The sequence below is a fragment of the Microbacterium sp. zg-Y818 genome, from assembly GCF_030246905.1.
Lineage (GTDB): Bacteria > Actinomycetota > Actinomycetes > Actinomycetales > Microbacteriaceae > Microbacterium.
This window is the reverse complement of sequence record NZ_CP126741.1, coordinates 836700-858485: the sequence shown is the minus strand read 5'-3', so window position 1 is coordinate 858485 and position 21786 is coordinate 836700. Positions and strand designations below refer to the sequence as shown.

The window sequence follows — 21786 nt, the reverse complement described above, 5'->3', positions numbered from 1 at the left end:
AGCGAACGTCAGCCGCGCAGCCGCGCGACCGCGTCGGCCGCGGCGACGACCTCGCGCTCACCGGTGCGGCGATCCCACAACTCCACCTGGCCTTCGGCGGCGCCCCGGCCGACGATGACGATGTGCGGCACGCCGACGAGTTCGGCGTCGCCGAACTTGACGCCGGGCGAGACCTTGGGGCGGTCGTCGTAGAGCACGTCGAACCCGGCATCCTCGAGGTCGGCCGACAGTTTCTCGGCGAGCTCGAACGCGGCGGCGTCCCGCCCCGTCGCCACGACATGCACGTCGAACGGCGCGACGGATGCCGGCCAGATGAGGCCCTTGTCGTCGTTGTTGAGCTCGGCGATGATCGCGAGGATGCGGGTGATGCCGATGCCGTAGGAGCCCATCGTGACGGTGACGAGCTTACCGTTCTCGTCGAGCACCTTCAGCCCCAGCGCCTCGGCGTACTTGCGGCCGAGCTGGAAGACATGGCCGATCTCCATGCCGCGCGCGAGCTCGACAGGACCCGAGCCGTCGGGGGCGGGATCCCCCGCGCGCACGGTGGCGACCTCGACGAACGCGTCGGCGGTGAAGTCGCGCCCCGCAACGAGGCGGGCGACGTGCTTCTGATCGATGTTGGCGCCGGTGATCCACGCCGTGCCGTCGACCACGCGGGGGTCGAGGAAATAGCGGATGCCGGTGGCCGACTCCTCGCCGAGGATCGGTCCCTTCTCGGACCACGGGCCGATGTAGCCCTTCACCAGCAGGGGGTTCGCGGCGAAGTCCGCCTCGGTCGCCGGCTCCACAGCGGCGGGGGCGAAGGCCACTTCGACGCGCTTGTCGTCGATGTCGCGGTCGCCCGGCAGTCCGACGACGACCAGCTCGCGCGTGCCGTCGAGGTGGGTGAGGGCGAGCACGACGTTCTTCAGCGTGTCGGCCGCGGTGTACTGGCCGTCGAGGTGGGCGTTGCAGTGCGCCACGAGCGTCTCGATCGTCGGGGTGTTCGGGGAGTCGAAGATCACCGGGGCGGGTAGTCCGTCGAACGGGATCGGGTCCGGGACGACCGTGGTGAACGCCTCGACGTTGGCGGCGTAGCCGCCGGCGGAGCGGACGAACGTGTCCTCCCCCACCGGGGTGGGGTGCAGGAACTCCTCGGAGCGCGATCCGCCCATCGCACCGGCATCCGCCTGGACGATGACGTACTCCAGTCCGAGGCGCTGGAAGATGCGCTCGTACGCGTCGCGCTGCGCCTGGTATGAGGCGTCGAGTCCGGCGTCGGTGTAGTCGAACGAGTACGCGTCCTTCATCGTGAACTCACGGCCGCGCAGCAGGCCCGCCCGGGGACGCGCCTCGTCGCGGTACTTGTCCTGGATCTGGTAGATCGACAGCGGCAGGTCCTTGTACGACGAGTAGAGGTCCTTCACGAGCAGCGTGAAGACCTCTTCGTGCGTCGGCGCGAGCAGGTAATCGGCTCCCTTGCGGTCCTGCAGTCGGAACAGAGCGTCGCCGTACTCCTCCCACCGGCCGGTGGCCTCATAGGGCTCGCGCGGCAGCAACGCTGGGAAGTGCACCTCGTAGGCGCCGGCGGCGGCCATCTCCTCGCGCACGATCTGCTCGATCTTGCCCTTGACGCGCAGCCCCAGTGGCAGCCAGGCGAACACGCCGGGCGCCTGGCGGCGGATGTAGCCGGCGCGGACGAGCAGCCGGTGGCTCGTGACCTCCGCATCGGCGGGGTCTTCACGGAGGGTACGGAGGAAGAAGTGCGACAGACGGGTGACCACGAGGATTCAGTCTACGGATGCCGCGGCCCGGCCGTGGCTGCCACGGCCGCGGGTCAGCGTGTGCGCGTGTACTCGGTGACCGTGACGGCGGTGAACGCAGAGCAGGCGCGTACGTCGCACAGGGAGCATTCCGTGCCCGGGCGGTAGTGCTCGTGCGCCTCGCGAACGTGCCCGCACGCGCACATGTTCGACTGCGGTTCGGTCTTCTTCGGGGTCTTTCTCATGTCTCGTCCCTCCCTCGGCCGACGGGACTCCCCGGGCTCGGTCATCCGGGGTTCCCTGTCCTCCCAGACAGCCGCTCACTCCATTGTGGACCGCAAATGTCGTTTGTCCACCGAATGGGGGACGTCACGCGCCGACGACGCCCCGCTGTCCCCCATTCGGTGGACGAAAAACCGCGGAATTCCGCCGATGTCCTCCGAAGAGGGGACACGTTTCGGCCAATTGGTAACCGGCCCCGTCGGTAGCGTTCACAGGGATGTAACACCCGGCCGGAACGCTCAGACCATCGACATCGGAGCATCAGGTTCCCTGGCCGGGCCTCCACCAAGAGGACACGACCCCCTGGGTGCGAAGGCGCGCCGCCGTGCATGCGCCCGCCCGATTTCGTGGCATCGCCGACCCTCGGAAACCCATCGCGCCCCCCGACGAAAAAGGTGACTCCCTGTGACCATCCCCGTGCACTCCGCACCCCGCATATCGATCATCGTCCCCGCCCGGAACGAGGCCAAGAACCTCGAGATCGTGCTGCCCCTTCTTCCCGACGTGCACGAGATCATCGTCGTGGACGGTCACTCGGTGGACGGCACCGCCGACGTCGCCCGCCGCGTGCGACCGGGCGTCGACGTCATCACCCAGACCCGCAAGGGCAAGGGCAACGCGCTGGTGTGCGGTTTCGAGCACGCGACCGGGGACATCATCGTCATGTTCGACGCCGACGGCTCCGCCGACCCCGACGAGATCCCGCGCTTCGTCGACGCGCTCGTGCAGGGTGCCGACGTCAGCAAGGGAAGTCGTTACATGGCCGGCGGCGCGAGCGAGGACATCACGTTCCACCGCAACCTCGGCAACCGGGGCCTCAACCTGCTGACCAACATCCTGCTCGGCACCCGCCACTCCGACCTCTGCTACGGCTACAACGCCTTCTGGCGCCGCATCCTCCCCGCCTTGGAGCTTCCCGCAGCGCACATCCCGGGTGCCGAGGGCCAGATGGTCTGGGGCGACGGCTTCGAGATCGAGACCCTGCTGACCTGCCGCATGGCCGAGAACCGTCTGCACGTGGTCGAGGTTCCGAGCGTCGAGCTTCCCCGCATCCACGGCGAGAGCAACCTCAACGCCGTCACCGATGGGCTGCGGGTGCTGCGCACCGTGCTCGACGAGCGGATGAGGCGCTGGGGTCGCAAGCGCGGTGCCCGCACAGCCGGCTCCCCGGCTTCGCCCGCCCCCACGGCGCCCGCCGAGCGCGCGGAGTCGATCGGCCGGTGATGTCGGTCAGTGTGGTGATCTGCGCGTACACGCTCGATCGCTGGGATCAGCTGGCTTTGGCCATGGCCTCGGTAACGGACCAGGCGATCGCAGACGAGACGATCCTCGTCATCGATCACAACGACGAGCTGCTGCGTCGCGCCCAGGCCCGGTGGCCTGAGTCGCACGTGCTGGCCAACGCCGGCGCGCAGGGACTCTCCGCCGCGCGCAACACCGCCCTGCAGGTGGCCCGCGGCGACATCGTCGCGTTCCTCGACGACGATGCGGTCGCCGAGCCCGGATGGCTGCGCACCCTCGTCGACGGATTCGCAGAGCCGTCGGTCGTCGCCGTCGGCGGCAGCGCGGTGCCGCTGTGGCCGGGCGACGCTCCGGCGGTGCTCCCCGAGGAGCTGCTCTGGATCGTCGGGTGCAGCTATCGCGGACTTCCCACACGACCCGGCCCGGTGCGCAACGTCATGGGCTGCTCGATGGCCTTCCGCCGCGACCCGCTGCTCGCCGTCGGCGGCTTCAACACCGACACCGGCCGCGTGGGCAAGCTGCCCATCGGCTGCGAGGAGACCGAGGTGTGCATCAAGCTGCGCCAGGTCGACCCGGCCCACATCGTGCGGTACGAGCCGTCCGCGCGCGTGCGCCATCACGTCAGCGCCGACCGGACGCGAATGGCATACGTCGCCCACCGCAGCTGGTGCGAAGGGATCTCCAAAGCGGGGATCGCGCGTACCGTCGGGCGCCAGGACGCGCTCTCGGCCGAGTCCGCCTATGCCTCGCGCGTGCTCCCCGCCGCCCTCTGGCGGGAACTGCGCCGCGGGCCGCAGGGCGTGCCTGCAGCCGCCGCCATCGTGCTCTCACTGCTTCTCGCCGGCGCGGGTTACCTGCGCGGGAGCGTCGCCCCCGTTCGGGCCGGCAGCCCGCGCCGCTCGCTGACAGGGCGGACGCCCGCGTGACGGGGGTACGGCGCCGGCACCCCGACGCCCCCGGCGCCGGCACCTCGGTGGGTCGACGCATCACGCGCGACTCGCTCTGGCTGTCGGCGGGGTACGCCGTGACCTCGGTGTCCGGGTTCGTCTTCTGGATGCTGGCGGCACTGTGGATCCCGCAGGCCCAGCTGGGCCTGGAGGCCTCGGCACTGGCGGTCATCATGGCCGCGGCCGCGCTGGCGTCCAACGGCCCGGGAAGCGCGCTGGTCGTCATGCTCCCGCTGGGCGGCCCGGCAGCCTGGTCGCTGCTGGGGCGCGCCTATGCCGTGACGGCGGGGCTCGGCGCGGCGACCGGACTCGTGGCGGGAGGGCTGGTGGCCATGGTGCTGCGTCCGGATCCGCCGGTCGTGGTCACGGTGGCCGTGGTCACCCTGTGCACCGTGGTGTGGGCTCTGTTCAACGTGCTGACCCAGGCGCTGGCCGGCGCCGCCGACGCCCGCAGCACCCTCCTGCTCAATGGCTCGGCGAACCTGCTGAAGCTCGCCCTGTTGGCGGTGCTCGCCTTCGGGGCGGTCGGCCCGGCGCATCCGCTCGTGACGGCCACGATCGTGCCCGCTGTCTGCGCGGTCGCCGTCGGCGCCCTCGTGCTGGTGCCGCGCGCCCTGCGACGGGAGCAGGCGCGGCGGCCGAGCACGCACACCTGGAACGCCGGGGTCGCCCGGGCGTTCGGCCTCTTCACCGCGCAGAACGCCATGGCTGTCGGAGTGGTCCTTTGCGCGGGACTGTCGCTGTCGTTCGTCGTCACGGCCCTGGCCTCCCCCGAAGAGGGCGCGGTGTTCGCCATCGCCTATCAGTTCAGCGTCGCGCTGGACCTCGTGGGCGTCGCCGTCGCGACGGCGCTGGCCAAGAGCGCCGCGGCCGACTTCGACCCCAGCGCGGTGCTCGCCCGGTCGTACTCGCGCTCGGTCTTCTTCGTGGTGGGCGCGTTGGGAGTGTGCGCGACCGTCGCCACACCTCTGCTGTTCCTCATCGCCGGCAAGGCGTACCCACCGCTGTACGGCATGGCCGTTGTCGGCGCCCTGGCGCTGGCGAGCCTCATTCGTCCCGGCTACGACATCTGGTCCGCGCTCTCCCGCGCGCGGCACCGGGTGCGGCCGGTGCTGTGGAGCAACCTGCTCTACGTCTTGATCCTGTTCACCGTCGTGCTGCTGCTGGTCCCCTCGTACGGGGCCCTCGGCGCAGCGCTGGCCATGGTCTGCGGCGCGTGCGCCCTGGCAGCCGTGGGCGCGGTCGGACTCCGTCGTGTGCGCGGCCTCGCGCCCGCATACGCCCTCGACCCGAAAGGTGTTGCCGCATGACGGCACTGACTCTCCCCCTCGCCATGCCCCTGCGCGGCGACGTCGACCGACGAGACGCGATCTGGGTCGGCCTCGTCGAGGCCGACGACGTCGCCGCGTCGCCGGACGCCGTCGTACTCGAGTCCGGCGGATCGTTCGACCGGGCCCGCCTGCTGGTGCGCGACCGCGGATCGGTGCGCGGCTACGTCACCCTCCCCGTCGCGGAGGGCACGCTCGACCCGCACGCCCTGCAGGAGGCGATCGCTGCACTGCCCTCGGTCCCTGCGGCATCCCGCCCGGAGCCGACCCCCATCACGGTGGTCGTCTGCACCCGTGACCGCGCCGACATGCTGCGGGAGTCCCTCGAGGCCATCCGGGCGCTGGAGTACCCCTCGTACGAAGTGGTCGTGGTCGACAACGCGCCCGCGACCGGCGAGACCCGCGATCTGCTGGCGTCGCAGTTCCCGGACTTCCGCTACGTGCGCGAGGATGCCGCCGGGCTCTCCCATGCCCGCAACGCCGGGCTCCGCGCCGCGCAGTCGGCGATCGTCGCGTTCACCGACGACGACGTCAGCGTCGACACGCAGTGGCTGTGGGCGATCGCCGCCGGATTCTCACGCGGTCCCGACGTCGCCTGTGTGACGGGCGTGGTGCCGACCGGCGAGCTGCGCAACGAGGTGCAGGCGTACTTCGACGCCCGCGTCAGCTGGTCCAAGCTCACCGCCGCGCGAGTGTTCCGCCTGGACGACCCACCGTCGGATCTGCCCATGTTCCCCTTCTGCGTGGGCGAGTTCGGCACGGGCGCGAACTTCGCCGTCCGTCGGGCGCACATGCTGGAGCTCGGCGGCTTCGACACCGCCCTGGGTGCCGGCACCCGCACTCAGGGCGGTGAGGACCTCGACATGTTCCTGCGCGTTCTCTATGACGGCCAGGCGATCGCGGTGGAGCCCGCGGCACTGGTGTGGCACCGCCACCGGGACGACCTGGCCGCCCTGACCGCCCAGGCCGTGGGCTACGGCCGCGGATTCGGCGCCTGGGCGACCACGGTCGCACTCGACCCGCGCATGCTGGGAGCTGCGGTGGCCCGCTCGCCCCGCGCGCTGGCGCGTCTGCTGCACAAGCCCATGTCGACCGTGGACGACTCCCCCGCCTCGTCGACCCTCTCGGTCGCGGCGAAGAAGGTAGGCCGCGTGGAGCTGCGGAGCATCGTCGGCGGCCCTGCCGCCTACTTCGCGGAGCGTCGCACCCAGCGTGACGCCGGCACCCTCGCGGGTCCCGCCTCGCGCGGGCCGGCGATGGAACGTCGCTGCTGGTCGGGGCTGGCGGCAGTGGGCGGGTTCAGCGGTCTGCTGGCGCTGCTTCCGCTGCCGACCGGGCTGTCGCTGCTGTTCGTCGCGGTGTTCATCCTGCTCGGTCCCGGCGCGCTGGTGCGCGCCTGGGTGGTGCTCCCACCCCACTTCGCGCCCATCGTCGTCCCGGCCATCGGGGTCTCGACGATGCTGCTGCTGACCACGGCCGTCGTGTACGCGCAGCTATGGAACCCCGTGGCGTGGCTGTTCATCCTGGCGGGGGCCACCTGCCTGGGCGCCGCAGTCACCTTCGGCATCAGGAGGACGGCATGACCCTCACCGCACCCCGCACGCACGCGTCGGCACCGCCCGTCGAGCCGTCGAGCGCTTTTCGCCCGTGGCTGGTCCCTGCGATCGTCCTGGTCGCCGCCGCCACCTGCTGGGCGGTGGCGCTGCCCGGCCTTCGCGACGCACCGTGGAACCTCTTCGGGCTGCTCGCCGCCTCTGGACCGCTCTTCCCGGTGTCGATCGTCCTGGCAACGGTCGCGTTCTGCCTCGCCATCGCGCTGCGCACTCACCGCACGGCCGGCGCCGCGCTGGTGTCGACCGTCCTCATGATGCGGCTGCCCACCGCCGTCTCCACCGATGCCCCCCTCTATTCGTGGACGTACAAGCACTTCGGCCCCACGGACTACATCCAGCGTTTCGGCGTGGTCGACGTGGACGTGGACATCTACCACAACTGGCCAGGGGCCTTCTCCTTCATCGCGTGGCTGAACACCGTCACCGGCGTCGAGACGATCGCCGTCGCGCAGTGGTTCACCGTCGGCTCCCAGCTGGCGGTGACCGCCGCGGTGTTCTTCCTCGCCCGCACCTACGGCATGGGCACGCCCACGGCCCTGGTCGCGGCGTTCGGCGCCCACACCGCCAACTGGGTCGCGCAGGATTACCTCTCCCCGCAGGCGATCGGCTTCGCCCTCGCCATCGTGGTGATGGCCCTCCTGCTCGCATCGGGCACGACGAAGGCCGCGGCCTGGGTGGCTGTGCCGATCTTCGCGGCCATCGTGGTCACCCACCAGCTGACGCCGTACTGGCTGCTCGCCGCGTTGTTCGTGCTGACCCTGCTCGGGCGGGTGAAGCCGAAGTACATCTTCCTCGTCTTCGCGGCGATCGCGATCGGCTACATGCTGCTGCACCTGAACGTGCTCAGCCAGTTCGGGCGCCTGCTGAACTTCGACTTCCTCAGCAACATCCTGACCCCCTCGGCACGCAACGAGACCCTGGGAAACCCGAGCCTGGGACAGGTGGTCAGCTCATGGTCCGCGCGAGCGGTGACCCTGCTGCTGTGGGTGTCGGCCGGCATCGTCACCGTGGTGCGCCTGGTGCGCCGCCGCGACCAGTGGCGCGACACGCTCGTGCCGGCGGTCGTCGCCTTCTCCCCCGGTCTGATCCTGGTAGCCCAGGGCTACGGCGGCGAAGCACTCTTCCGGGTGTTCCTGTATTCCATCCCCGGCTGCATGCTGATCCTCGCGCCGGGCCTGACCCGCATGCTGCGCGGAGAGGCCGCCCGCGCCCGCCGCACCGCGCAGGCGGGCGCCGCCGTCATCGCGTCGATCGCCGGCCTGCTGTCGATGCAGGCCTACTACGGCGGGTGGTTCGCGAACCTGGTCACCCCCGAATCGGTGCGCCTGACCACCGACATCCTGCAGAACGAGGATCCCGCCACCCTCACCATCGGCGTCGCACCGGGCGCCCCCGGTCGCCTCGTCGCGGAGTACGTGGACTTCGTGCAGGCCAACCAGCAGTTCGACTCCGGCATCGACATGTGGCTGACGTCGTGGCCAGGGTGGGAGAACGAGCAGTTCGCCGACCCGCGCCGCGTCACCCGCCTCACCGACAGCCTCGTCTGGGAGCAGCGACCGGCCCTCGTGGTCATCACGCAGCAGATGCGCGATTACAGCACCTACTACGGCACCCTCCCCGACGGCGCGCTGGGACGGTTCGAGAACATCCTCGAGGACGACCCCCGCTGGGAGCTCGCCCACGAGTCCGACGAGACGCTCGTGTACCGCCTGAACCTCGGCGTCACCCCGCAGGGCTGAGATGGGCAGCGCAACCGAGACGACGCGGCGTCACAGGGCGTCGGCCGCGCCGAGGGGAGGCATCACCGGGGCGGTCATCACGACCTACCTCGCGCGCTTTTCCTCGATGATCGCGTACGTGGTGTTGCTCCCCGTGGTGCTGGGGGCTTTCGGTGCCGAGTCGTACGGGCTGTACATGCTCACCGTCGCCCTCGGTGCGCTGTTCCAGCAGGATCTGGGGATCGGGGATGCCACGACGCGCTTCATCGGCGTCGCGCGGCCCTCGGGCGACGTCGCCCGCATGCGCAGCGTCGCCTCGGCCAGCAACGTGTTCTACATCGCCGCCGCCCTCGTCCTGGCGACCGCGACCGCGGTGGCCTTCGCCCTGACGGTGCCGAACGCGGACTTCAGCGACGAGCTCGGGTCCACGGCGTGGGCGCTGGCGATCCTGGGCATCGGCAATGTCTTCCTCCTGTTGGTGTTCTCCGCGAACCGGCAGATCCTCGCGGGCATCGGCCGCCTCGCCGAAGTGAACTACCTGCTCATCGGGCTCGCCGCGTTCCGCGTCGTCTTCACCGTGATCGTGTGCTGGGCCGACCTCGGCATCGTGGCGGTCGCGGTCGTCGACGTGCTCGGCATCCTGGGCTTCGGCATCGCCACCTACGTGGTGCGGCGCCGCCGGGCTCCGGAGGTCACCGCGCGGTTCGCCGACTTCCGCTGGGACGTCTTCCGGGAGCTCTTCCGTGTGAGCTCGCAGCTCATGGTGCTCGGGATCGCCAGCGTGGTGATCATGCAGGTGGGCGGCATCCTGACCGCGCTCCTCCTCCCCATCGGCTTCACCGCGGTGTATGCCGCCGGCCAGCGCATCTACCTGCTGGTGAAGGAGGTGACCGGCTCACTCGCCGTCGCCCTGCTCCCGACCGCCTCGATGCGCCACGGCGGTGCCGAAGGGGCCCCGATCGGGCAGATGTACCTGCGCGGCACGAGCCTGGCGAACATGCTGATGACCCTCGTGCTCGTGCCGATCGTGATCTTCATGCCGCAGATCATGAACGTCTGGCTCGGCGATGCCGGGCCAGGCGCCGCGCTGGTCGCGCAGATCCTGGTGCTGTCGATGTTCGCGAACAACAATCACCTGCTGGCGGTTCCCATCCTCACCGCGCAGGGGTCTCTGCGCGGCTATGCCGTGCTGCACACGATCTGGGCCGTCTCGGGGACGCTCCTGGCCACAGCGCTGGGCGGATCCCTCGGGCTCCCCGGTATCGCCCTCGGGCTCGCCCTTCCGATCCTGTTCCTCGAACCCGTGTACATCGCGATCGCACTGCGGCGCCTGCACATTCCGCTGCGGGACTTCGCCGTGCGCTGCCTGGTGCTGCCGTTCGCGACCGTCGCCCCCCTGGCGGCTCTGCTGTACGCGGCGAGCCTGACCGGCCCCCCGCTCCCGCTCATCGTGGCCCTCGCGGGCGTCTGGGTCGCGGCAGCGCTCGCGCTCTACTACTTCCTCGCTTTCGACAAGACCTCGCGCGCCCGGCTGAGGTCGGCTCTTCCCATCCGGTCCCGCACCGGCCACGTCCTGGAGGACTCCCCGTGACCCTGCCCACCGAGAACACCCGTGAACCCCGCCCGCACACCGCCGGGCACTTCATCGACGAGATGCAGCGTCGCTCCTTCGACGCGCTCACGCAGCTGCACCGCGGCGTGGAGTCGCTGGTGCTGACCGACTTTCCCGACTACGAGAACATCGGCGACTCGGTGATCGCGCTCGGTCAGGCGGAGTTCTGGCGCCGTGCCGGCATCCAGGTGGAGGCGACCTACTCCTGGCGCACGATCTCGCCGAAGGTCTACGACTCGCACACGACCGTGGTCATCCAAGGCGGCGGCAACTTCGGCGGGCTCTACCCCCAGCACAGCGAGCACCGCTACCGCCTGGCCGAGCGACTGCGCGACGAGACGCTGCTGATCCAGGAGCCGCAGTCGGTGCACTTCGCCTCGGCATCGGACCGCACGCAGTTCGCCAGCCGCATGGCATCGCGGCCGCAGCTGCGCCTGGCGGTGCGCGACACCGCCTCGCTCGCGGCGGTGCGCGACCTCGTCGCCGATGTGACGCTGGCGCCGGACAGCGTGCACATGCTGGGGCGACTTCACGCCGCCGCCCCGACGCGCCCGGTGGTCCAGCTGCTGCGCCGAGACGATGAGAGCGCTCTGCCGCCGGGCACCGGGGCCGAAGCCGTGGACTGGCCGGCGATGACCTTCGCCGATCGCCTCCGCCGCCGCGCGCGCCGCACCGTCATCGAAGGTGCCGTGACCCGCGGGATGAACCGCACCACCGACCGCTGGTTCGCCGATGCCGCCACGCGCCTGGCCACGGGCGTTGCCCTCCTCGCCCCCGGTGAGACGATCGTCACCGATCGCCTCCACGCCATGCTGATCGGGCTGCAGATGGGCCGGCGGGTCATCGCGATCGACAACGCCAACGGCAAGCTCACGAGCTACGCCGCGACGTGGCTGGCGGACCTCGAACTGCCGCTGCAGTTCGCCCCCGATCTGCAGACGGCCCTGGAGATGGTCTGAGAATGGTCGTCGCACGTGACGAGGAGGCCGGCGCGGTGCCGGAGCGCACGCCGCGCCGCGCGGCACGTCGGGTCGAGACATCGGGGCGGGTGCAGGGCAGGGACCTGCTGTCGGACGGGGTGCGCATCAGCGTCGAACTCGCCCCCCTCGATGTGCCCGAACGCGAGACGGTCGTCGCCGCCGTCCGCGACCTGCTGCGGCTTGGTGCCGCCGCCCGCGCCGGAAGGACCTTCGACGGCCCTCGCTGGCGGTACGACCCCGACGCCCTCGACGCCCAGGCCGAGCGGATCGTGCGTCCGTTGCCCGTGGAGCTCACCGGAGACGCGGGCTTGCCGAAGCTGCGCGATGCCGCCGCCGCCGACCTGCCCTTCACCGTCTTCCTCGGCGAGGACCGCGCATCGCTGTGCATCGACCACCGCCTGGGCGACGGCTTTCTGAGCGTCATGCTGACAGCGGGAGCGCTCACCGGACGGAAAGCACCGGGCGTCTTCACTTCGGGCCCGGACGTCGACCCGCTGCCTTCGGCACTGGCCGCGACGTTCCTGCGGCACCCCGGCCGGGCGGGAGCGGTCGTCCGTGACCGCATGGCACAGCGCCGCACCCCGTACGCCGGACCGACCGTCGATGCGCAGCGCAGGTCGCTGGACCTCGTCACCGGCACGATGGAGGCCCAGACCTACCGGGAGCTGGCGGCCTGGAGCCGGGGCAGGGTCCCCCCGACCCTGGCGATGATGTTCGCGCTCCGGGAGGCGCTTGACCGGGTGGGCGTGCCGGTCATGGACGAGGGCTCGCTGCTGGTGGACCTGCGCCGCTACCTGCCGTCGGGGCGGTCGACACTGGCGAACTTCGTCGTCGGGCATCCGGTCGACCTCACGCCAGGGCTGGATGCCGCCGGAGCACGCTTCACCCGCGACCTGCACGTCGGAAGACCCCTCGCGGCCCTCGCCGCCGGGTTGCTCACCCGCGGCTGGCAGCGGTCCGGCCCCTCTCAGGTCCCGGCGGCTGCGAAGCCGATCGTCAGCGACATGGGCTTTCTCCGCGCGCTCGAGCCTCTCCCCTGGACGGGCGAAGGCGTCGTTCGGGTATCGGTCGATCCTGCAGGGCGCAACGGCATCACCGCCCTCACGGCCGTGCTCAGACGGCGCCTGCACATATCTGTCAGCTTCGACGGCTCGCTGTACGACCGCGACACCATCACCGCCGCGACCGAGTTGCTGCGCCGTGACCCGAAAGGACTGCTGCCGTGACCGTCACCGACACCGCGCCCGCTCCCAGCGCCGCGCCGCGCCGCACCCGCCGCCGCAGGTGGCTCACCCTCGGCATCCCCTCGGCGATCCTCGTGATCGTCCTGGTGGTCGGCGGGCTCTGGTGGTTCACCGGGTTCTCGTTCCTCACGCCGCGCTACGGCGACAGCGAACCGCTCTTCGACGACTTCGACGGGCCGGCCGGCAGCAAGCCCAACCCCGCCTTCTGGAACATCCAGACCGGCGGCGGCGGGTGGGGCAACAACGAAATCCAGGAGTACACCGAAGACGCCGTCGCACTGGATGGCGAAGGCAACCTCGTCATCACGGCGACCGTGCCCGCCGACGGCAGCACGCCCACCTCCGGGCGTATCACGAGTCACAAGAAGTGGTCGTTCACCTTCGGGCAGCTCTCGGCGCGGGTGAAGCTGCCCGAAGCCCAGGGCCTGCTGCCGGCATTCTGGCTGCTCGGCGACAACATCGACCGGGTGGGCTGGCCCAACGCCGGCGAGGTCGACATCATCGAGACGCCCAACGACACCTCCCGCAGTCGTCACCACCTGCACGGGCCGATCGGCTGGACGAAGCACTGGGCCCTCAACGAGGGCGTCGACCAGCCGGCTCCTCTCGCCGACGACTTCCACGTCTACACGGTCGAGAAGCGCCCCGGCCGCATCATCCTCGCGATCGACGACCAGGTCGTGATGGACGTCGAGGAGTGGGACGTGCCACTGACCGGTCGCTGGGTCTTCGACGAGCCGATGCATGTGCTGTTCAGCCTCGCCGTCGGCGGTGATTGGCCCGGTGACCCGGATGCCACGACCCCCGAGGTGAACAGGATGGTCATCGACTGGATGGCATACACGCCCGCGGACCAGACCGAGGAGATCGTCCCGTGAGCGGTCGCGTGACCTGGCTCGACGGCGCCCGCGGCATCGCGATCGTCCTGGTGGTGCTCTTCCACGCCGGCATGTTCACGGTGCCCACCGGCCTCGCCTCGCCGTGGTGGGAGCCGCTGAACCTGGTGTTCGCCCTGCTGCGCATGCCCCTGTTCTTCCTCGTCGCGGGCATGCTCGCCGTCGGGGCGGTGCGGCGCTCGTGGCCGCAGCTGTGGCGCACCCGGCTGGCGGTGCTGGTGTGGGTGTTCCTGGTGTGGACGGTGCTGCGCTTCGCCTACTACCAGGTGGTGCCGGAGCCGATCGACCTCAACCAGTCCAGCTGGACGGACTTCGTCCTTTCCGTGGTGCGCCCGTCCAACGGGCTGTGGTTCCTGTTCGCGCTGGCGCTGTTCCTCATCGCCGCCAAGGCGCTGGACAGCCGGGTGAACCGCTGGGTCGCCCTCGGTGTCGCCGGCCTCGCGGCGACCGTCATGTACGGCGGCGTGACGTTTCACAACGTCGCATACGACGGCATCGCGAAGTACTTCGTCTTCTTCCTCATCGGGCTGCACTTTCGACAGTCGATCATCCACGCCGTCCACCGCCGCCGGTGGGCTGCCACCGCGGCGCTGCTTCTGCTGTTCGCGGCATCCATCGTGCTGCGCGGCGCGACGGGCTGGTTGATGGATGCCGTCACTGCGATCCCGGTGGGACTGCTCGCCGTCGCGTTCGGCATGTGCCTGGCGCGCAACCTCGTCGGCACGGCGCTGTCGAGGCCGCTCGAGCACCTGGGGCAGCGCACGCTGCAGGTGTACGTCACGCACATCCTGTTGCTGTCGACGTTCACCAGCATCCTGATGCCGTTCGCGGATACCCCTGCGCTCGCGGCGCTGCGTCCCGTGATGCCGATCCTGATGACGGCGGTCGTGATCCCGCTGAGCCTCGTGATCGCCGCCGGGGCCGCGCGGGTTCCGGTGCTGCGGCTGCTCTACGTCGCCCCGGCGTGGTTCTCGCGCGAGCGCGTCGGCGCCCGGCCGGCCTGAGGCCGTACGCCGCCGCGCACTGCTCCGCCGTCTCCCGGAGACAGGCGAACTCACCGCAACAGGAAGATCCGGCGCGGAACGTCCTGTGCCGCGGAGACTTCCTGTTCCGGGGACGGCCGCAGCGGTTCAGCGAAACGCGCAACGATCGGTTCACGCCATCGCGCGCACGGCATGCGTCCTGCGCCGTGACGACCCGCGGTGCTCACCTACGCTGGAGGCGTGTCCACCGTGCTGCTGACCGGGTTCGAGCCCTTCGCCGATGCCGCCGTCAACCCCAGCGCGGAGGCGGTGCATCTGGCCGCCGATCTCTGGGAGGGCCCGGAGAAGCTCGTGACCGACGTGCTCCCGGTGACCTTCGCAGGCGCCGCATCGCGGCTGCGGGAGCTCATCGCGACGCACTCCCCCGACCTCGTCATCGCGTCGGGGCTGGCTGGCGGCCGCAGTGCCGTCGGAATCGAGCGCATCGCCGTGAACCTCATCGACGCGCGGATCCCCGACAACGACGGCGCGCAGCCGGTCGACGAACCGAGCATCCCCGGGGCGCCCGCCGCGTACTTCTCGACCCTGCCGGTGAAGGCCATCGCTCACGCGGTGGCGGCCGCCGGCATCCCCGTCGAGGTATCCCACTCCGCCGGCACGTTCGTCTGCAACCACGCCATGTTCGTGGCCCTGCATGAAGCGGCACGGCGGCCCGGGATGCGAGCCGGCTTCGTGCACGTACCGTGGGCGGACGGCGAGGGTGAGCCCTCCTTGCCGCTGGAGAAAATCGCGCAGGCGCTGCTCATCACCGTGCGGACGGCGCTGGCCACTCCCGCCGACGTGGCGGCGCCCGGCGGCGCCCTGCACTGACGAAGGGGATGACGGGCCGTTCTCAGGCGGTGACCACCTGCGCGGTGCCGAGCGGTGCGGCCGGCCCCATCTCGGCGGCGAGGCGGTTCGCCTCTTCGATGAGGGTCTGCACGATGTCGGCCTCGGGCACGGTCTTGATGACCTCGCCCTTGACGAAGATCTGGCCCTTGCCGTTACCGGATGCCACGCCGAGGTCAGCCTCGCGGGCCTCGCCCGGGCCGTTGACGACGCAGCCCATGACCGCCACGCGCAGCGGCACGGTCATGTCCTTCAGGCCCTCGGTGACGTTGTCGGCGAGCGTGTAGACGTCGACCTGAGCTCGGCCGCACGAGGGGCACGACACGATCTCGAGCTTGCGCTCGCGCAGGTTCAGCGACTGCAGGATCTGGTGCCCGACCTTGACCTCTTCGGCGGGAGGCGCCGACAGCGAGACGCGGATGGTGTCGCCGATCCCCTCGGACAGCAGAATGCCGAAGGCGGTGGCGCTCTTGATCGTGCCCTGGAAGGCCGGCCCCGCCTCGGTCACGCCGAGGTGCAGCGGCCAGTCACCGCGCTCGGCCAGCAGCCGATAAGCCTTGACCATGATCACGGGGTCGTTGTGCTTGACGGAGATCTTGAAGTCGTGGAAGTCGTGCTCCTCGAACAGGCTCGCCTCCCACACGGCGCTCTCCATGAGAGCCTCCGGGGTGGCCTTGCCGTACTTCTCGAGAAGACGACGGTCAAGCGAACCGGCATTGACGCCGATGCGCAGCGAGACGCCGGCATCCTTCGCCGCCTTGGCGATCTCGCCGACCTTGTCGTCGAACTGCCGGATGTTGCCGGGGTTCACCCGCACCGCCGCGCACCCGGCGTCGATCGCCTGGAACACGTACTTCGGCTGGAAGTGGATGTCGGCGATGACCGGGATCTGGCTCTTCTTCGCGATGATGTGCAGCACATCGGCGTCATCCTGGCTGGGCACCGCCACGCGGACGATCTCGCAGCCCGATGCCGTGAGCTCGGCGATCTGCTGGAGCGTCGCGTTGATGTCTGTCGTCTTGGTGGTCGTCATCGACTGCACGCTCACGGGCGCGTCCCCACCGACGAGGACCTTCCCGACGCGGATCTGACGGCTCTTGCGGCGCGGAGCGAGAAGCTCCGGCACACGCGGCATCCCGAGGTTGACTGCTGGCACGCTTCCACCCTACGCCGGGCGACCTGGAGAGAGGCCGAACGGCACTCGCGGGCGGCCGTGTGGTAGTTTCGGCCCCATGTCCGCGAACCTCACCTGGTGGCTCACCGCATAGGCGGTGGGTTCGTGTGACGACAGACCGCCCGCGGGGCGGTCTTTTCATTTGGGGTGGCCGCTCCCATGACGAAAGACCGACCATGACCGCGTCCCTCACCGCCACGCTGGCCGCCCTGCCCGCGTTCGCCCTCATCGCCCGCGACGCCGACACCGTGGAGATCCTCTCCGGCGAGGTCGTCGACGTCGAGCTGCTCGCCGACATCCCGCTGACGGACGCCTCAGGCGCGCCCCGCGAAGTGCTCGCGATGGTGCCGTTCCGTCAGGTGCGCGAGCGCGGCTTCGCCTGTCACGACGACGGGGCTCCGCTGCGCTGCCTGATCGTCGACCGGCACACCTCGGTGCCGCGGGCACAGGCGCTGTCCGAGCTGCCCACCGCCCCCGTCGCCCTGGCCGACGCCGGGTTCGACATCGCCGACGACACCTACGCCGACATCGTTCGCCGTGTCATCGCCGACGAGATCGGCCGCGGCGAAGGCGCGAACTTCGTCATCCGCCGCGACTTCACCGCCGAGGTGAATGTCGACCCCCGCACGGCCGCACTCACGTGGTTCCGGGCGCTGCTCGAGCACGAGCGGGGCGCGTACTGGACGTTCGCCGTGGTCACCCCCGGCCATGTCGCCGTCGGTGCGACCCCCGAGGGGCACGTGAGCGCGCAGGGCGGCGTGGTGACCATGAACCCCATCTCCGGCACGTTCCGCCACCCCGCCGGCGGCGCCACCGCCGAGACGCTCAGCGCGTTCCTCGCCTCGACCAAGGAGACCGAAGAACTCTTCATGGTCGTCGACGAGGAGCTGAAGATGATGAGCGCGGTGTGCTCCGACGGCGGGCGCATCACCGGGCCCCGCCTGAAGGAGATGTCGCGTCTGACGCACACCGAGTACGTGCTGCGCGGACGCAGTCGGCTCGACCCCCGCGACATCCTGCGCGAGACGATGTTCGCTCCCACGGTCACCGGATCGCCCATGCAGAACGCGTGCACCGTCATCGCGCGGCACGAGACCGCACCGCGCGGGTACTACTCGGGCGTGGCCGCGCTGTTCACCCCGCGCGAAGCGACGGACTCCGCGACGGAGGATGACGACGCCATCACGCACGACCTCGACGCCCCCATCCTCATCCGCACCGCCTACCTCGAAGACGGGCGGCTGCGGGTGCCGGTGGGCGCGACGCTCGTGCGCCATTCCGACCCCGACGGCGAAGTGGGAGAGACCCACGGCAAGGCGGCCGGCGTGCTCGGCGCGATCGGTGCCATCCCCCGCGACGCCGCGGCCGAGGCCGCGGCCGCAGCCGCCGCTTCGGTCGGCAAGCCGGACACCGACGCCCCGGCATCCGCCCCCCGATCCCTCGCGGACGACCCGCACATCGACGAGCTGCTCGCTTCGCGCAACGCCCGGCTGGCGGAATTCTGGCTGAACCCGCAGGGCGATGACGCCGAACCCGGCCCGTTCGCCGGTCGCACCGCGGTGGTCGTCGACGCCGAGGACCGCTTCACCACGATGCTCGCCCACCAGCTGCGCCACCTGGGTCTCGACGTCTCGATCGTGCCGTGGTCCGACGCGTCGGATGCCGCCCTGGATGCCGCCGACCTCGTCGTGGCCGGCCCCGGTCCCGGCGACCCCCGAGACCCGGACAGCCCCCGCCTGCGGCGGATGCGCGAGGTCGTGCGCGGACGCCTGCGTGACGGCCGGCCGCTGCTGGCGGTGTGCCTCAGCCACCAGATCCTCGCCGACACCCTGGGCATCGGCCTGGCACCCCTCGACGCGCCGCACCAAGGGCTGCAGAAGACGGTGGACGTGTTCGGTGAGCCGGCGTCGATCGGCTTCTACAACACCTTCACCGCCCGCGTCGCTCCCGGCACGGCGGCGGTCGGGGCGGCCGAGGTGGCTGCCGATGCGGCATCCGGCGACGTCTACGCGCTGCGCGGACCCGGGTTCGCCTCGGTGCAGGGCCACCTGGAGTCGATCCTCTCGCGCGACGGCATGCGCACGCTCGAGCGTCTGGTCGCGACCGCGCTGGCCTGAGGACGGCGCCCGACTCCCGACTCGGGTCAGCCGAAGAAGGAAATCGGGTTGAACACGTCGGCGAGGATCAGGATGCCGCCCATCCCGATCATCAGCACGACCACCGCGAACGTCGCGGGCACGAGGCGCGCGGCGTCGACGGGCCGCGGCGGCGGCCGGCGGAAGACCTTCGCGACGAGCCGCTTCAGTCCGTCCCACATGGCCACCGCGACGTGCCCGCCGTCCAGCGGCAGCAGCGGGATGAGGTTGAACACGAACAGGGCGAGGTTCAGCGACGCCAGCAGCCCCAGCAGGCCCGATACGCGGTTGAGCACCGGCGCGTCGATCGCGGCGACCTCGCCGGCGAGGCGTCCGGCACCGACCACCGAAAGCGGCCCGTCGGGGTCGCGCTCGGCGCCGGTGAACAACGTCACCGCGGTGTCGTAGATCCGCACCGGCAGCTGCACGATGACCCCGGCGACGCGCTGAACGCTGTCGACGGTCATCTCGGCGCCGGCCCAGATCGGCTGGGGCACGTACTCCGAGCGGGCGGTCATGCCCACCATGCCGACCTCGGCGGTGGTCACCTGCCCGTCGGCGTCGACGATCTCCCGCTCGGTGAGCGCCGGCGTCACCTGCAGTGTGCGGGTCTCGCCGTCCCGTTCGATCACGACGGGGAGGGTCTCGCCGGGCGAGTCCTGGATGATCTGCGACGCCTCGGCGAAGGTCTCCACCGGCACGCCGTCGACGGAGACGAGCACGTCGCCGGGGCGGATGCCGGCGGCCGCCGCGGGCGCGGCCGGATCGTCCGCGGTGCACTCGGACTGCGCGGACGCACCCGACACGAGGCACTCGCTGACGCCGGCGATCGTCGTCGTGGCCGTCTGCACGCCGATGCCGCTGAGCATGATCGTGAACAGCACGACGGCCAGCAGCAGGTTCATCAGCGGACCGCCCAGCATGATGATGATGCGCTTGTAGACGGGAAGCCGGTAGAACAGCCGGTCCTCGGCGACGTCGGTCATCGTCTCGGCGTTGGCCGCGCGGGCGTCCTGCACCATGGTGGCGAAGAACCCGCCACCGGCACGGCCGCCCCGCTCAGCCGCCGTGGGAGACGGCGGGTACATGCCCGACATCGAGATGTATCCGCCCGCCGGGATCGCCTTGAACCCGTACTCGGTCTCGCCGCGCCGGCGGGACCACAGGGTGGGGCCGAAGCCGATCATGTACTGGCCGACGTGCACGCCGAACTTCTTCGCGGGCAGCAGATGCCCGAGCTCGTGGAGCGCGATCGAGAGGGCCAGTCCCACGACGAGGACGAGCACTCCGATGACGAAGGCGATGACGGTCACAGCGGGTCACGCTACCGCGACCGCCTTTGAATTCGCCGTGGCGCGTCTGCACCGCACGCTGATCCCTGACCGCCGGCGTCATCGCCGGCGCCCCCTTGTCCCTGGCCGCTCCCCTGCACGCCCGTCGGCGCCCTGCACGTCCTCGATACGACAGCGACAGCCGCCCACCACGAGGCCTCTTGTCCGACCGCGACCCGCGGCGTAACGTCCCCCCCCAGATGCGCACCGAACTGCACCGCAGCTCGTGTTTCGCATTCGCGGCCCGCACACCGCGGGCGCCGGACATCGAGGATGGGAGCGGCTGATGAGCACAGCGAACACCGGGGACGAGGAACTCACCCCCCGATTTGCACGACCCGGCGAGGCATCCGTCTCCGCCAGGCACGTCATCCCGCAGCAGGAGTCGCTGCCCGACACCGCCAAGCAGATCGTCGACGACGAGACGATGCTCGACGGCAACTCCCGGCTGAACCTGGCGACCTTCGTGGGCACCTGGATGGACGACGACGCCAAGCAGGTGTACGAGGCGTCCTTCGACAAGAACATGATCGACAAGGACGAATACCCCCAGACCGCCGCCATCGAGGACAACTGCTGGCACATGCTGGCGAATCTGTGGAACGCGCCGGACGCTTCGCGGAGCATCGGCACCTCCACCATCGGCTCGTCCGAGGCCTGCATGCTCGGCGGACTCGCCTTCAAACGGCGCTGGCAGCAGTCGCGTCGTGCCGCGGGCAAGGACACCTCCAAGCCGAATCTCGTGATGTCGTCCGCGGTGCAGGTGTGCTGGGAGAAGTTCTGCAACTACTTCGACGTCGAGCCACGCTTCGTCCCCATCAGCCTCGAGCACAAGACGCTCGACGGGTACGACCTGGAGAAGTACGTCGATGAGAACACGATCGGGGTCGTCGCGATCATGGGCGTCACCTACACCGGCATGTACGAGCCGGTGGCGAAGATCGCCCAGGCCTTGGACGAGATCCAGTCCAAGACCGGTCTCGACATCCCCATCCACGTCGACGGCGCCTCCGGCGCCATGATCGCCCCGTTCCTGCAGCCCGATCTGGTGTGGGACTTCCGCCTCGAGCGGGTGCACTCCATCAGCACGTCCGGCCACAAGTACGGCCTGGTCTATCCCGGTCTGGGATGGGTCGTCTGGCGCGACACGCAGTGGCTGCCCGAGGACCTCGTCTTCAAGGTGAGCTACCTGGGCGGGGAGATGCCGACATTCGCGCTGAACTTCTCACGACCCGGCGCACAGGTGCTGCTGCAGTACTACATGTTCCTCAGGCTCGGATTCGAGGGATACCGCGCCGTGCAGCAGGCCTCGCAGGACGTCGCGAAGTACCTGTCGGCCGGCATCGCGAAGATCGACGCGTTCGAACTCTGGAACGACGGCAGTGACATCCCGGTGTTCGCGTGGTACCTCAAGGAGGGGCACACCAAGAACTGGAACCTCTACCACCTGCAGGACCGTCTGCGCATGAAGGGCTGGCTCGTTCCGGCGTATCCCATGCCGGATGATCTCGCCGATCTCACCGTGCAGCGCATCGTGGTGCGCAACGGCCTGAGCATGGATCTCGCCGCCGAGCTGCTCGGCGACATCGAGACCGAGACCGCGTATCTCGACGCCCTCGAGTCGGCCATGCCGGTCGAGGGCCAGCACCCCGCGTTCCACCACTAAGGGGC

At 70.3% G+C, this 21786-nt stretch carries 17 protein-coding genes; 13 read left to right on the top strand and 4 right to left on the bottom strand.

Features of this window, described 5'->3' with window-relative positions; all coding sequences use genetic code 11:
* Positions 1-8 precede the first annotated feature (8 nt).
* Both QNO21_RS03790 and QNO21_RS03785 read right to left on the bottom strand, forming a co-directional pair.
* Positions 9-1763 (bottom strand): proline--tRNA ligase, encoded by a 1755-nt coding sequence (locus tag QNO21_RS03790; RefSeq protein WP_257519415.1) that lies wholly within the window; start codon positions 1761-1763, stop codon positions 9-11.
* Positions 1764-1816: 53 nt separating this feature from the next.
* Positions 1817-1987 (bottom strand): hypothetical protein, encoded by a 171-nt coding sequence (locus QNO21_RS03785; protein WP_257519416.1) that lies wholly within the window; start codon positions 1985-1987, stop codon positions 1817-1819.
* Between the two features lie 442 nt (positions 1988-2429).
* On the opposite strand from QNO21_RS03785, the gene QNO21_RS03780 reads away from it, so the two are divergent.
* From QNO21_RS03780 to pcp, 11 genes are all read left to right on the top strand, one after another.
* Positions 2430-3248: a glycosyltransferase family 2 protein gene (locus QNO21_RS03780; protein WP_257516657.1), complete on the top strand. Its 819-nt coding sequence runs from the start codon at positions 2430-2432 to the stop codon at positions 3246-3248.
* Positions 3248-4192 (top strand): glycosyltransferase family 2 protein, encoded by a 945-nt coding sequence (locus QNO21_RS03775; protein ID WP_257519585.1) that lies wholly within the window; start codon positions 3248-3250, stop codon positions 4190-4192. The genes QNO21_RS03780 and QNO21_RS03775 overlap by 1 nt, the downstream gene beginning before the upstream one ends.
* On the top strand, positions 4189-5523 hold the full coding sequence (locus QNO21_RS03770; RefSeq protein ID WP_257519418.1) for a lipopolysaccharide biosynthesis protein: 1335 nt from the start codon (positions 4189-4191) through the stop codon (positions 5521-5523). Before QNO21_RS03775 ends, QNO21_RS03770 begins: the two co-directional genes overlap by 4 nt.
* Complete coding sequence (locus QNO21_RS03765; RefSeq protein ID WP_257519419.1) at positions 5520-7124, top strand: glycosyltransferase family 2 protein; 1605 nt, start codon at positions 5520-5522, stop codon at positions 7122-7124. Before QNO21_RS03770 ends, QNO21_RS03765 begins: the two co-directional genes overlap by 4 nt.
* Entirely contained in the window at positions 7121-8893 is a 1773-nt protein-coding gene (locus QNO21_RS03760) for a hypothetical protein (RefSeq protein ID WP_257519420.1), read from the top strand. Before QNO21_RS03765 ends, QNO21_RS03760 begins: the two co-directional genes overlap by 4 nt.
* A gap of 118 nt (positions 8894-9011) precedes the next feature.
* Positions 9012-10463: an MATE family efflux transporter gene (locus tag QNO21_RS03755; protein ID WP_257519421.1), complete on the top strand. Its 1452-nt coding sequence runs from the start codon at positions 9012-9014 to the stop codon at positions 10461-10463.
* Entirely contained in the window at positions 10460-11443 is a 984-nt protein-coding gene (locus tag QNO21_RS03750; protein ID WP_257519422.1) for a polysaccharide pyruvyl transferase family protein, read from the top strand. The genes QNO21_RS03755 and QNO21_RS03750 overlap by 4 nt, the downstream gene beginning before the upstream one ends.
* Before the next feature lie 2 nt (positions 11444-11445).
* Positions 11446-12690, top strand: a complete 1245-nt coding sequence (locus QNO21_RS03745) for a hypothetical protein (RefSeq protein WP_257519423.1) — start codon at positions 11446-11448, stop codon at positions 12688-12690.
* Positions 12687-13586: a glycoside hydrolase family 16 protein gene (locus tag QNO21_RS03740; protein WP_257516319.1), complete on the top strand. Its 900-nt coding sequence runs from the start codon at positions 12687-12689 to the stop codon at positions 13584-13586. The genes QNO21_RS03745 and QNO21_RS03740 overlap by 4 nt, the downstream gene beginning before the upstream one ends.
* Positions 13583-14608: an acyltransferase family protein gene (locus tag QNO21_RS03735; RefSeq protein WP_257519424.1), complete on the top strand. Its 1026-nt coding sequence runs from the start codon at positions 13583-13585 to the stop codon at positions 14606-14608. The genes QNO21_RS03740 and QNO21_RS03735 overlap by 4 nt, the downstream gene beginning before the upstream one ends.
* Before the next feature lie 219 nt (positions 14609-14827).
* On the top strand, positions 14828-15457 hold the full coding sequence (gene pcp / locus QNO21_RS03730; protein WP_257516321.1) for a pyroglutamyl-peptidase I: 630 nt from the start codon (positions 14828-14830) through the stop codon (positions 15455-15457).
* A 22-nt stretch (positions 15458-15479) separates the two neighbouring features.
* On the opposite strand, the gene ispG is transcribed toward pcp, so the two are convergent.
* On the bottom strand, positions 15480-16631 hold the full coding sequence (gene ispG / locus QNO21_RS03725) for a flavodoxin-dependent (E)-4-hydroxy-3-methylbut-2-enyl-diphosphate synthase (RefSeq protein ID WP_257516322.1): 1152 nt from the start codon (positions 16629-16631) through the stop codon (positions 15480-15482).
* A gap of 194 nt (positions 16632-16825) precedes the next feature.
* Between ispG and QNO21_RS03720 the strand changes: the two genes are divergently transcribed.
* Entirely contained in the window at positions 16826-18766 is a 1941-nt protein-coding gene (locus QNO21_RS03720; protein WP_257519425.1) for an anthranilate synthase family protein, read from the top strand.
* A gap of 26 nt (positions 18767-18792) precedes the next feature.
* On the opposite strand, the gene QNO21_RS03715 is transcribed toward QNO21_RS03720, so the two are convergent.
* Entirely contained in the window at positions 18793-20097 is a 1305-nt protein-coding gene (locus QNO21_RS03715; protein ID WP_257519426.1) for a M50 family metallopeptidase, read from the bottom strand.
* Positions 20098-20401: 304 nt separating this feature from the next.
* On the opposite strand from QNO21_RS03715, the gene gad reads away from it, so the two are divergent.
* Positions 20402-21781 (top strand): glutamate decarboxylase, encoded by a 1380-nt coding sequence (gad, locus tag QNO21_RS03710; RefSeq protein WP_257515401.1) that lies wholly within the window; start codon positions 20402-20404, stop codon positions 21779-21781.
* The last annotated feature ends 5 nt before the right edge of the window (positions 21782-21786 follow it).

What these genes read in the sequence shown, in the direction of transcription:
- QNO21_RS03720 (WP_257519425.1), top strand. Translation starts at nt 16,826, where the DNA reads ATGACCGCGTCCCTCACCGCCACGCTGGCCGCCCTGCCCGCGTTCGCC.
- QNO21_RS03760 (WP_257519420.1), top strand. Translation starts at nt 7,121, where the DNA reads ATGACCCTCACCGCACCCCGCACGCACGCGTCGGCACCGCCCGTCGAG.
- QNO21_RS03785 (WP_257519416.1), bottom strand. Translation starts at nt 1,987, where the DNA reads ATGAGAAAGACCCCGAAGAAGACCGAACCGCAGTCGAACATGTGCGCG.
- QNO21_RS03775 (WP_257519585.1), top strand. Translation starts at nt 3,248, where the DNA reads ATGTCGGTCAGTGTGGTGATCTGCGCGTACACGCTCGATCGCTGGGAT.
- QNO21_RS03745 (WP_257519423.1), top strand. Translation starts at nt 11,446, where the DNA reads ATGGTCGTCGCACGTGACGAGGAGGCCGGCGCGGTGCCGGAGCGCACG.
- gad (WP_257515401.1), top strand. Translation starts at nt 20,402, where the DNA reads ATGAGCACAGCGAACACCGGGGACGAGGAACTCACCCCCCGATTTGCA.
- QNO21_RS03765 (WP_257519419.1), top strand. Translation starts at nt 5,520, where the DNA reads ATGACGGCACTGACTCTCCCCCTCGCCATGCCCCTGCGCGGCGACGTC.